The organism is Burkholderia sp. BC1, assembly GCF_052683555.1.
In genome coordinates this window covers 1-11,693 of record NZ_JBQYLP010000108.1, presented here as the reverse complement: position 1 = coordinate 11,693, position 11,693 = coordinate 1, and the positions used below count along the sequence as shown (strand labels likewise).

At 64.6% G+C, this 11,693-nt stretch carries 12 protein-coding genes; 9 read left to right on the top strand and 3 right to left on the bottom strand.

Annotated features, from left to right (window positions below):
- The first annotated feature begins 267 nt into the window (after window positions 1-267).
- The 3 genes from cueR (at window position 268) to ACSHSS_RS28560 (ending at window position 1,528) form a co-directional block, all read left to right on the top strand.
- On the top strand, window positions 268-672 hold the full coding sequence (gene cueR, locus ACSHSS_RS28570; RefSeq protein WP_006415577.1) for a Cu(I)-responsive transcriptional regulator: 405 nt from the start codon (window positions 268-270) through the stop codon (window positions 670-672).
- A 215-nt stretch (window positions 673-887) separates the two neighbouring features.
- Window positions 888-1,034, top strand: a complete 147-nt coding sequence (locus tag ACSHSS_RS28565; protein ID WP_006402056.1) for a DUF3563 family protein — start codon at window positions 888-890, stop codon at window positions 1,032-1,034.
- A gap of 146 nt (window positions 1,035-1,180) precedes the next feature.
- The gene (locus ACSHSS_RS28560; RefSeq protein WP_217044776.1) at window positions 1,181-1,528 is read left to right on the top strand and encodes a hypothetical protein; all 348 of its coding nucleotides are present in this window, start codon (window positions 1,181-1,183) and stop codon (window positions 1,526-1,528) included.
- Window positions 1,529-1,534: 6 nt separating this feature from the next.
- Here the strand turns inward: ACSHSS_RS28560 and ACSHSS_RS28555 are convergent, their stop codons facing one another.
- Together ACSHSS_RS28555 and ACSHSS_RS28550 are read right to left on the bottom strand one after the other, a co-directional pair.
- Window positions 1,535-2,380 (bottom strand): 23S rRNA (adenine(2030)-N(6))-methyltransferase RlmJ, encoded by an 846-nt coding sequence (locus ACSHSS_RS28555; RefSeq protein WP_175795655.1) that lies wholly within the window; start codon window positions 2,378-2,380, stop codon window positions 1,535-1,537.
- 105 nt (window positions 2,381-2,485) lie between these two features.
- Window positions 2,486-3,457: a potassium channel beta subunit family protein gene (locus tag ACSHSS_RS28550; RefSeq protein WP_006402053.1), complete on the bottom strand. Its 972-nt coding sequence runs from the start codon at window positions 3,455-3,457 to the stop codon at window positions 2,486-2,488.
- Between the two features lie 165 nt (window positions 3,458-3,622).
- Between ACSHSS_RS28550 and ACSHSS_RS28545 the strand changes: the two genes are divergently transcribed.
- Window positions 3,623-4,411: a 3-hydroxybutyrate dehydrogenase gene (locus ACSHSS_RS28545; RefSeq protein ID WP_006407926.1), complete on the top strand. Its 789-nt coding sequence runs from the start codon at window positions 3,623-3,625 to the stop codon at window positions 4,409-4,411.
- 126 nt (window positions 4,412-4,537) lie between these two features.
- On the opposite strand, the gene ACSHSS_RS28540 is transcribed toward ACSHSS_RS28545, so the two are convergent.
- Window positions 4,538-5,737 carry an amino acid aminotransferase gene (locus tag ACSHSS_RS28540; protein ID WP_445545838.1) on the bottom strand — a complete coding sequence of 400 codons (1,200 nt, stop codon included), beginning with the start codon at window positions 5,735-5,737 and terminating at the stop codon, window positions 4,538-4,540.
- Between the two features lie 240 nt (window positions 5,738-5,977).
- Here ACSHSS_RS28540 and uvrB point away from each other — a divergent pair, with 240 nt between their 5' ends.
- The 5 genes from uvrB to ACSHSS_RS28515 all read left to right on the top strand — a co-directional run bounded on the left by uvrB (window position 5,978) and on the right by ACSHSS_RS28515 (window position 11,516).
- Complete coding sequence (gene uvrB, locus ACSHSS_RS28535) at window positions 5,978-8,068, top strand: excinuclease ABC subunit UvrB (protein ID WP_006402050.1); 2,091 nt, start codon at window positions 5,978-5,980, stop codon at window positions 8,066-8,068.
- Window positions 8,069-8,288: 220 nt separating this feature from the next.
- Complete coding sequence (locus tag ACSHSS_RS28530) at window positions 8,289-8,840, top strand: iron transporter (protein WP_445545837.1); 552 nt, start codon at window positions 8,289-8,291, stop codon at window positions 8,838-8,840.
- 51 nt (window positions 8,841-8,891) lie between these two features.
- Entirely contained in the window at window positions 8,892-9,224 is a 333-nt protein-coding gene (locus tag ACSHSS_RS28525) for a cupredoxin domain-containing protein (RefSeq protein ID WP_006402048.1), read from the top strand.
- Window positions 9,225-9,279: 55 nt separating this feature from the next.
- Window positions 9,280-10,122 (top strand): FTR1 family iron permease, encoded by an 843-nt coding sequence (locus tag ACSHSS_RS28520; RefSeq protein WP_006409594.1) that lies wholly within the window; start codon window positions 9,280-9,282, stop codon window positions 10,120-10,122.
- Entirely contained in the window at window positions 10,119-11,516 is a 1,398-nt protein-coding gene (locus ACSHSS_RS28515) for a 4Fe-4S binding protein (RefSeq protein ID WP_006402046.1), read from the top strand. The genes ACSHSS_RS28520 and ACSHSS_RS28515 overlap by 4 nt, the downstream gene beginning before the upstream one ends.
- The last annotated feature ends 177 nt before the right edge of the window (window positions 11,517-11,693 follow it).

The following is an 11,693-nucleotide window of genomic DNA, read 5'->3' as shown; positions in this document are numbered from 1 at the left end:
TAGTGCGGATTCCCGTGTGAAAGTAGGTAATCGTCAGGCTCCCTAAGCCAGGAACCCCCGCCCAGCAGGCGGGGGTTTTTGCATTTGTGGCGCCGAAATGCACTCTCGCGTCGCGATCGACGACGCCGTGCAGCCGACGCCGCCGACATTCGGTCGAACGCCACATCTTTCCATGTCGAACGGCAGCCGAAAGCCGAGCCCCACGATTTGATACGATCGAGATCTGTCGGACAGTCATCCGAACGAGATCGCGAAAGAGGGCATGGAATGAATATCGGCGACGCATCGCGCGCATCCGGCGTCAGCGCAAAAATGATCCGGTACTACGAGCAGGTCGGTCTGCTGACGCCAAGCAAGCGCAGCGACGCCGGCTATCGGATCTACGGTCCGGACGAAATCCATACGCTGCGGTTTATCCGCCAGGCGCGTCGACTCGGTTTTCTCGTCGAGGACATTCGAAAGCTGCTGACGCTATGGCAAGACCGGTCGCGAGCCAGTGCCGAAGTGAAGTCGATCGCACTCGGCCATGTCGCCGAGCTCGACAAACGAATCGCCGAACTCACCGATATGCGCAACACGCTGATGGACCTCGCTGCGCACTGTCACGGTGACGCGCGACCCGAATGCCCGATTTTGGCGCGACTTGCCGAGCCCGTCGGTGAACCACATTAGTGCGCGCGCTCGACACGCGGAACCGAGGCTTTACGCCACTCCCTTAAAAATCAATGGGTTACGAACAGAGGGCGGTGCATCATTCCAAAACGGAATGGCAGCCATGCAAGCATTTCACTAGCATCGCGGTGTGGGATCGCTATAATTCGGGATAACCCTATACGGGAAATCCCTGAATCTCGCTTCGCCAGGGTTCCCCTTCCGTGGAGAACATCATGATCGCCTACATCGTCGAAAAGCTGAGCAACTGGTTCGAATCCGCAGAGCGCGAGCGCCGTGAGGCTTACCTCGCCACGTCGTCGGACATCGTCCAGCTCGAGCAACGTATCCGTTCGCTCGAAACCAACGGCTACTCGCGGTAATTGCCGTGAACGCCAGGTGCCGTGTGGCACCGGTCGGAAAGCAAGCCCCGTATTGACGGGGCTTTGTTTTTTTGTGCGGCGAAACTGGAGAAATTCGCCGTATGGCGCTATGGTATGGGCCTGTTTTTCAATCAGGGGGCACGATCATGCGCTTGCGTTTCACGGGGCGCCGCGCTGCGCGCGCGCACGCCATTGCGGGTGCCGCGATACTGCTTCACGGCCTCGTCGCCGCGGCTGCGACGTCGTCGAAGCCGTTGATCCTCGATACTCAGCGCGGCATCCAGGACGGCCGCGGCGGACTGGTTCTGCAGACGGCACCGCTATCGTCGGAGCCGATTGTCGAGCCGGCAGGCATGCGCGCGCCGGCAGGGCAGACCGGCACTTCGTCGATTCCGCTGTTCGTCGCGCCGTACATCGACGTGCCGGCAGCAGGGGCATCGCGAACCGGCTCGCCGGCCGTCATCACGCCGCGCCCGCGACCGCTGCAGCCATAACGCCGATCACTTGCCGCGGTGCTCGACCTGGCATCGCGCGCCGCTGTCCTGTCCGAGCGTCTCGACCAGATAAGGCAGCGCGTCGTTCATGCTTTGGGCAAGCGTGTACGGCGGGTTCAGAATGAACATGCCGCTTCCGTAGAGGCCGAGCCCGTCTGCGGGCGGATTCGACACCGTCAGCGTCGCGTGCAGCCAGTTGTCCGGCTGCAGGCGCTTCAGCTGTTCCGCAAAACGCTGCGACTCGGGCCGCGTCACTTGCGGATACCAGATCGCATAGCAGCCCGTCGCGAAGCGCTTCAGGCACTCGGTCACGCAAGTGATCGTGCGTGCGTAATCCTTCTTGTCCTCGTACGACGGATCGATCAAGACGAGCGCACGTCGCGGCGGCGGCGGCAGCAGCGCCTTGATGCCCTCGAAACCGTCACCGGCGAAAATCATGGCGCGTCGGCCGGCATCGCGAAAGTTGTGGCGCAGCACGTCGATTTCGGTCGTGTGCATTTCGAACAGGCGCATCCGGTCCTGTTCGCGCATCAAGCGCCACGCGAGATACGGCGAGCCCGGGTAGTAACGCAGTTCGCCGTCGTCGTTCAGCGCGCGCACTTCGTCGACATACTCGCCGAGCGCCGCCGGCAGATTCTTGTCGTTCCACAGTCGGCCGATGCCGGTATCGTATTCGGCCGTCTTCGCCGCATAGCCGTCGCGCAGCGAATACACGCCCGCGCCGGCATGCGTATCGATGTACCAGTACGACTTGTCCTTCTTGTTCAGGTAGCGCAGCAGTTGAACGACGACGGCGTGCTTGAGCACGTCCGCGTGGTTGCCTGCGTGAAAACCGTGACGATAGCTGAGCATGGCGGGCGGCCTGGAACGAATGGTGAATCGGGAAAAGCGGTCATCAGCGCGATCGGGCGCCGATGCGGCCGCGTATTGTACGCGAGGTACGCGCCTCGTCGCGCCTTACTCGTACGCGTCGCCGACCACCGCTTCGACGCGTTGCTTCACGTCCGGCGCGAGCCGCGCGACGACGTCGAGCGCACGCATGTTGTCGCCGATCTGCTCGATCCGCGAGGCGCCGGTGATCACCGAACTGACGCGCGGATTCGCGAGCACCCACGCGATCGCGAGCTGGCCGGTCGTGCAGCCGAGCTCGGCCGCGATGTCGCCGAGCTGCGCGACGATCGCGTTGCTTGCCGGATCGGTGAGGCGGTCGCGCAGCCAGTCATAGCCCTGCACCTGTGCGCGACTGCCGGGCGGGACGCCGTTGCGGTACTTGCCGGTCAGCAGGCCAGACGCGAGCGGGCTCCATGTGGTCAGGCCGAGGCCGTAATCGTCGTAGAGCCGCGCATATTCCTGCTCGACGCGCGTGCGGTGGAACAGGTTGTACTGCGGCTGCTCGACGATCGGCTTATGCAGATGATGCCGTTCGGCGATGTCGTATGCGGCGCGGATCTCGTCTGCGCTCCACTCGGAAGTACCCCAGTACAGCGCCTTGCCGCGCGCGATCATGTCGCTCATCGCCCATACGGTTTCTTCGATGGGCGTATGCGGATCGGGGCGATGGCAGTAGACGAGATCGACATAGTCGAGCTGCAGCCGCCGCAACGAGCCGTCGATGGCGTTCAGCAGATATTTGCGGTTTAGCGTGTGGTACTGGTTCGGCGCTTCGGCCAGTCCCCAGAAAAACTTCGTCGACACGATGTAGCTGACACGCGGCCAGCCGAGCGACTTCAGCGCTTGGCCCATGATTTCTTCGGATCTGCCGCCCGCGTAGACCTCGGCGTTGTCGAAGAAATTGACGCCAGCGTCCCGCGCGGCGGCGAGACATTCGCGCGCGATCCGCTGATCGACCTGGTTGCCGTACGTGACCCACGAACCGAGCGAAAGCGCGCTGATCTGCAGGCCGGAGCGGCCAAGGCGCCGATAGTGCATGCGACTCTCCTGCGTGGACTCGATCGACCTTAAGCTTAGACGTTTTGCGCGCGGCCGGCAGCGCCGATCGTGCACAATAGCGGCTGGTTCGCCGGTGCGGCCGCCGGGTGGAGGCGGGCGCGGCGCAGGCAGGCTTTATCGATCCGATAACAGAAGGAGACGGACATGGCAGCAGATCTGAGCGGCAAGACCGCAGTCGTCACGGGCGCCGCAAGCGGCATCGGCAAGGAAATCGCGCTGGAGCTGGCGAAGGCGGGTGCGGCCGTCGCGATCGCCGATCTGAACCTGGACGGCGCGACGGCCGTCGCCGACGAGATCAACAAGGCCGGCGGCAAGGCGATCGGCGTCGCGATGGACGTGACCAACGAGGAAGCCGTCAACACCGGAATCGACAAGGTCGCCGAGACGTTCGGCTCGGTCGACATCCTCGTGTCGAATGCCGGCATCCAGATCGTGAACCCGATCGAGAACTACTCGTTCGCCGACTGGAAGAAGATGCAGGCGATCCACGTCGACGGCGCGTTCCTGACGACCAAGGCCGCGCTCAAGCACATGTACAAGGACGATCGCGGCGGCGTCGTGATCTACATGGGTTCGGTGCACTCGCACGAGGCGTCGCCGCTGAAGTCGGCCTACGTGACGGCCAAGCACGGCCTGCTCGGTCTCGCGCGCGTGCTCGCGAAGGAAGGCGCGAAGCACAACGTGCGCTCGCATGTCGTGTGTCCCGGTTTCGTACGCACGCCGCTCGTCGACAAGCAGATTCCCGAGCAGGCCAAGGAGCTCGGCATCAGCGAAGAGGAAGTCGTGAAGAAGGTGATGCTCGGCAATACAGTCGACGGCGTGTTCACGACCGTGCAGGACGTCGCGCAGACGGTGCTGTTCCTGTCGGCGTTCCCGAGCGCCGCGCTGACCGGTCAGTCGGTGGTCGTCAGCCACGGCTGGTATATGCAATAAAGCGAGCGCCGCTGCGCGCGTTGCCGCGCGCGCGACAGCGAATGGCATAAAAAAACGCGCTCCGGAGAGCGCGTTTTTTGTTTCGGCTGAGCGGCGGGCAGCGACGACTGCTGCCGCGCTGCCGCTTTACTTCAGCACGGCCGCGACGGCGTTCGCGACGACGTCGAGGTTACGCGTGTTCAGCGCCGCGACGCAGATCCGGCCCGTTGCGACGGCGTAAATGCCGAACTCTTCGCGCAGACGATCGACTTGCGCGGCGGTCAGACCCGAATACGAGAACATCCCGCGCTGTGCGTTGATGAAGCTGAAGTCGCGATCGACGCCGCTCGCCTTCAGGCGCTCGACGAGACCGTTGCGCATCGCGCGAATGCGATCGCGCATTTCGCCGAGTTCCTGCACCCACGCAGCGTGCAGTTCCGGCGACGCTAGCACTGCAGCAACCACGGCACCGCCATGCGTCGGCGGGTTCGAGTAGTTCGTGCGGATCACGCGCTTGAGCTGCGACAGCACGCGCGCGGCTTCGTCCTTGCTGGACGTGATGATCGACAGCGCGCCGACGCGCTCGCCGTACAGCGAGAACGACTTCGAGAACGACGACGAGACGAACGCGTTCAGATCGGCTGCCGCGAACAGACGCACGGCCGCGGCATCGGCCTCGATGCTTTCGCCGAAGCCCTGATACGCGATGTCGAGGAACGGCACGAGGTTGCGCGCCTTGACGACGTCGACGACCTGCTGCCATTGCGCTTCGGTCAGGTCCACGCCGGTCGGGTTGTGGCAGCACGCGTGCAGCACGACGATCGTGCCCGGCGCATAGCCGTTCAGCGCCGACAGCATGCCTTCGAAGTTCACGCCGTTGGTGGCCGCGTCGTAGTACGGATACGCGACGACCTCGAAACCGGCCGCTTCGAACAGCGCGCGGTGGTTTTCCCAGCTCGGATCGCTGATCGCGACCTTCACGTTCGGGTTCACGGTGCGCAGGAAATCGGCGCCGATCTTCAGTGCGCCCGTGCCGCCCAGCGCCTGCGCGGTGACCACACGGCCCGCGGCGATCAGCGGCGACTCGTTGCCGAGCAGCAGCTTCTGCACGGCCGCGTCGTATGCGGCGATGCCGTCGATCGGCAGATAGCCGCGCGGCAGGCCGGCGTCGACGCGTGCCTTTTCCGCTTCACGGACCGCGCGCAGCAGCGGAATCTTGCCGTCTTCGTTCGTGTAGACGCCGACGCCGAGATTGACCTTGGTCGGACGCGTATCGGCGTTGAAGGCTTCGTTCAGGCCCAGGATCGGGTCGCGGGGAGCAAGCTGGACAGCGGAGAAGAGCGACATGATGATTCGGCAGTAGTAAAAAGAGGGTCAGGCTTTCAACCGGCAAGGCGGGCGCTGCAGCGCCCGCACGGGCAGGCACGACGCCGGGAAGTGCAGCAGCCTGTCATTGTAGCGAATTCGCGCCGGAGCGACGTGCCCGATCGCGATGTCGGCCGGCCGCCGCGTGTCGGGAGGCGGCAGCAGATCGCGCCGTCGCGAAGCGCTAGAATAGTTTTTTTGCCTCCGCACCGGCTGCACTCCATGTCAGAACACCATGCCGAAATCGGCGACACGCTCGACGAATCCAAATTCGTGACGTTCGAAGGGTCGCCGTTCCAGCTCTATCAGCCGTATCCGCCCGCGGGCGACCAGCCGACCGCCATCGACACGCTCGTCGAAGGCGTGCAGGACGGTCTCGCATTCCAGACGCTGCTCGGCGTGACGGGCTCGGGCAAGACCTTCACGATGGCGAATACGATCGCGCGGCTCGGCCGCCCGGCGATCGTGTTCGCGCCGAACAAGACGCTCGCCGCGCAGCTCTACGCGGAGTTCCGCGAGTTCTTCCCGCGCAACGCGGTCGAGTATTTCGTGTCGTACTACGATTACTACCAGCCGGAAGCGTACGTGCCGCAGCGCGACCTGTTCATCGAGAAGGACTCGTCGATCAACGAGCACATCGAGCAGATGCGGCTGTCGGCGACCAAGAGCCTGATGGAGCGCCGCGACGTCGTGATCGTCGCGACGGTGTCGGCCATCTACGGTATCGGCAATCCGTCCGAATACCACCAGATGATCCTGACGCTGCGCACCGGCGACAAGCTCGGCCAGCGCGACGTGATCGCGCGGCTGATCGCGATGCAGTACACGCGCAACGAGCAGGACTTCCAGCGCGGCACATTCCGCGTGCGCGGCGACACGATCGACATCTTCCCGGCCGAACACGCGGAGATGGCCGTGCGCGTCGAGCTGTTCGACGACGAGGTCGAGACGCTGCAACTGTTCGACCCGCTGACGGGGCGCGTGCGCCAGAAGATCCCGCGCTTCACCGTGTATCCGTCGTCGCACTACGTGACGCCGCGCGACACCGTGATGCGCGCGGTCGAGACGATCAAGGAGGAGCTGCGCGAGCGGCTCGAGTTCTTCCACCGCGAAGGCAAGCTCGTCGAAGCGCAGCGTCTCGAGCAGCGCACGCGCTTCGACCTCGAGATGCTGCAGGAGCTCGGCTTCTGCAAGGGCATCGAGAACTACTCGCGGCACTTTTCGGGCGCGGCGCCCGGCGAGCCGCCGCCGACGCTCGTCGACTACCTGCCGCCCGACGCGCTGATGCTGCTCGACGAATCGCACGTGCTGATCGGCCAGCTGAACGGCATGTACAACGGCGACCGCGCGCGCAAGGAAAACCTCGTGAATTACGGGTTCCGGCTGCCGTCGGCGCTCGACAACCGGCCGCTGAAGTTTCACGAGTTCGAGCGCAAGATGCGCCAGGTCGTGTTCGTGTCGGCGACGCCGGCCGACTACGAGCAGCGCGTGACGGGGCAGATCGCGGAGCAGGTCGTGCGGCCGACCGGGCTCGTCGATCCGGAAATCGAGGTGCGGCCCGCGAGTTCGCAGGTCGACGACGTGCTGACCGAAATCAACGCACGCGTGAAGGCCGGCGAGCGTGTGCTGATCACCGTGCTGACGAAGCGGATGGCCGAGCAGCTGACCGAGTTCCTCGCCGATCACGGCATCAAGGTGCGCTATCTGCATAGCGACATCGACACGGTCGAGCGCGTGGAAATCATCCGCGACCTGCGGCTCGGCACGTTCGACGTGCTGGTCGGGATCAACCTGCTGCGCGAAGGGCTCGACATCCCCGAGGTGTCGCTCGTCGCGATCCTCGACGCGGACAAGGAGGGCTTCCTGCGCGCCGAGCGTTCGCTGATCCAGACGATCGGCCGTGCGGCGCGCAACGTGAACGGCAAGGCGATCCTGTACGCGGACACGATGACCGAGTCGATGAAGCGCGCGATCGGCGAGACCGAGCGGCGCCGCGCGAAGCAGATCGCGTACAACGAGAAGATGGGCATCACGCCGCGCGGCGTGGTCAAGCGCATCAAGGACATCATCGACGGCGTCTACAACGCGGACGACGCGCGCGCGGAGCTGAAGGAAGCGCAGCAGCGCGCGAAATTCGAGGACATGTCGGAGAAGCAGCTCGCGAAGGAAATCAAGCGTCTCGAGAAGCAGATGGCCGACTACGCGAAGAACCTCGAATTCGAAAAGGCGGCCGCGACGCGCGATCAGCTCGCGCTGCTGCGCGAGCGCGTGTTCGGCGCGAATGTCGGCGATCACGTGAGCGGCGGCCGGTAAATCTTTCCCAACATCGCTGAAACCTGCCGGTAACGGCCGTGTAAGCCTTGTCGCATCAGGGGTTTGCCGCCGTTCCGGTTTGTTCGGAAACCGGTTCGGTGCTACACTGCGCAATTATTGAGAATTGTTCGCATTAACGTTCTTCGTTGCGTTAGTGTTTCCAGCGAGCCGTCCGGTCGGGCGTTTCGCACGTGTTGTCAGACAAAAACAAGGAGTGTCCATGTTGGGTTCTTCGTTTATCCGCACGTCGGTGGCGGTGATGGCGGCACTGGCCGCGATGTCGGTTTCGGCTGCGGAATATCCGATCGGCAAGCAGCAGATCCAGGGCGGCATGGAAATCGGCGCCGTCTATCTGCAGCCGATCACGATGGATCCGGAAGGGATGATGCGCAAGGCGTCCGATTCCGACATCCATCTCGAAGCCGACATCCACGCGGTGAAGAACAACCCGACCGGCTTCGCGGAAGGCGACTGGATGCCGTATCTGCAGGTCTCGTACAAGCTGACGAAGCAGGGCGACACGAAGTGGAAGGCCGAGGGCGACCTGATGGGCATGGTCGCGAGCGACGGCCCGCACTACGGCGACAACGTCAAGCTGAACGGCCCGGGCAAGTACCACCTCACGCTGATGGTGAAGCCGCCGATGCAGTCGGGCCACATGGCGTTCGGCCGCCACGTCGACAAGGAAACCGGTGTCGGCCCGTGGTTCAAGCCGATCACGCTCGAATACGACTTCCCGTTCGCCGGTATCGGCAAGAAGGGCGGGTATTGATCGGTCACGGACGGCGCGCTTCGTGCGCGCCGTCGGCGTAGAGAACCCACGATGAAATTTCCCCAGAAAATCGTCGCCGCCGCTGCCGCGATGTGGCTCGCGGGCGCGGCGTACGCAGCCGATCTGCCGACGTTCAAGCTCGAGATGGCGGACGGCAAGCTGAATCCGGCCCGGATCGAAGTCCCGGCCGGCCAGCGTTTCAAGATCGAGATCAAGAACACCGGCAAGGGCGCCGCCGAATTCGAGAGCGTGCAGCTGCGCAAGGAGAAGGTGCTTGCGCCGGGTGCCGATTCGTTCGTGGTCGTCGCCCCGCTGTCGCCGGGCGAATACAAGTTTTTCGACGATTTCCACCAGCAGGCGCAGGGCGTGATCGTCGCGAAGTAACGTTTTGTCTGCGTGCGGGCGCGCGGATGCGCCGCTCGCACGTCAGGAGGTATCGATGGGTCAGATCTTGTTCATCGTCTGGCGGGAGAGCGTCGAAGCGCTGCTCGTCGTCGGCATTCTGTATGCATGGCTGAAGAACGGCGACGCCGACGCGCGCCGCGGCCTGCCTTTCCTGTGGACCGGCGTCGTCGTGGGCCTGCTGATGGCAGTCGGCCTCGGCGCCGCGCTCGTCGGGTTCACCGAAGTGCTGTCGGGCGACGCGCAGGACTATTTCCAGACCGCGATGGTGCTGATCGCCTGCGTGCTGATCGTGCAGATGGTGCTGTGGATGCGCCGGCATGGACGCACGCTGAAACGCGACATGGAGCAGTCGCTCCAGCAAAGTACGCGCGATTCGAACTGGTGGGGCGTCGCGGTGCTGGTCGCGCTGGCGATCGCCCGTGAAGGCAGCGAGACGGTGATCTTCCTGTACGGCCTCGGCTTCGGCCAGTCCGGCCATGTCGACGGCAGCCAGATGCTCGCGGTCGTGATCGGCCTCGGCCTCGCGTTCCTGACCTTCTACCTGCTGCAGCTCGGCGGCAAGTACTTCTCGTGGCGGCACTTCTTCCGCGTGACCGAAGTGATGCTGCTGTTCCTCGGCGCGGGCCTGTTCGAGACCGGCGTCGACAAGCTGATCGACAAGGAAATCCTGCCGCTCGGCATCTCGCAGGTGTGGGATACGTCGGCGATCCTCGACGATTCCGGCACGTTCGGCTCGCTCGTCGCGACGCTGACCGGTTATCGCGCGCACCCGGCGCTGACGAACCTGATCGCCTATGCGCTGTACTGGGCGGTCGTGTGGCTGCTGATGAAGCGTGCGAGCCGTCGCCCGGCCGTCGCAGCGGGTCGCGCGGCATGAGCGTCGTCGCAGCAGCAAAGCCGGGCCGGCTCGCGCAGGCCGGCCACTGGATGCAGCGCCACGGGGCGCTGATTCGCGGCATCCAGTGGGTCGTCGTTGCCGTCTATGCGTTCCTGATCATCGTGCCGGCGATCACGCCGCTGCCGGACGATTCCGCGCATCTCTGGAGCAACCTGACGCTCGCTGCGGAATTCGTGTTCTGGGGCATCTGGTGGCCGTTCGTGCTGCTGTCGATGGTGATGCTCGGCCGCGTCTGGTGCGGCGTGCTGTGTCCCGAGGGCGCGCTGGCCGAGTATGCAAGCCGCTTCGGCCGCGGGCGTGCCATTCCGCGCTGGATGCGGTGGGGCGGCTGGCCGTTCGTCGCGTTCGGGATCACGACGATCTACGGCCAGATGGTCAGCGTGTATCAGTATCCGCTTGCCGTGCTGCTCGTCCTCGGCGGGTCGACGGCCGCCGCCATCGTGATCGGGCTGCTGTACGGTCGCGAGAAGCGCGTGTGGTGCAAGTACCTGTGCCCCGTCAACGGCGTGTTCGGGCTGCTCGCTCGGCTTGCGCCGATGCGCTACAAGGTCGACGAGGAAGCGTGGCGGCGCTCATACAAGAACGGCGAGCACGGGCATCGCGTGATTCCGATCAACTGCGCGCCGCTCGTGCCGCTGCGCAACATGAAGGGCGCCGCCGCGTGTCACATGTGCGGCCGCTGCAGCGGTCATCGCGACGCGATCGCGTTGTCGTGGCGCTCGCCGTCCGATGAAGTCGTCAATCTCGGCGCGCAGCAGGCGAATCCCTGGGATACCGCGCTGATCCTCTACGGTCTGCTTGGCGTTGCGATCGGTGCGTTCCACTGGACGGTCAGTCCGTGGTTCGTGCAGATCAAGCAGTGGCTTGCCGGTTGGCTAATCGACCACGACATCACGTGGCCGCTCGAGACCAACGCGCCGTGGTTCTTGCTGACGCACTATCCGGACCGCAACGACGTGTTCTCGTGGCTCGACGGCGGGCTGATCGTCAGCTACATCGTCGGCACGGGCCTCGTGTACGGTACGGCGCTGCTCGTGCTGCTGGCCGGCGCGACGCTGATGCTCGGCCGCTTCGATCGCGTACGGCTCCATCATCTGGCTCAGGCATTGATTCCGATCGCGGGTGCCGGCGTGTTCCTCGGGTTGTCGGCGACGACCTTGTCGCTGCTGCGCGCCGAACATGTGCCGCTCGGTTGGGCGGCCGATGTGCGGATTGCGATTCTGGTCGGCGCAAACGCGTGGAGCGCCTGGCTCGCATGGAAGGTGACGGGCCGCTACGCGACGTGGCCGCGCCGGCTCGCGGCTTTCGCGTGGTTTGCCGCCGCGCTGGCGGTGATCGATAGCGCGTGGTGGCTGATGTTCTGGGGTTTCTGAGCGGCTGCGCGCATCGCGTCGGCCACAGCGGCCGATCGCCGAACGGCGTCGGTCTGCCTTCATGGATTGCATTGCCGCACGAGCGCGAGCGCATCGAGGCGCACAAATAAAAAGCGACACGTCGAAGGTGAACTGACCCCGCAAAGTTGGACGGTTAAACACTAGGCGCCCAAGGGC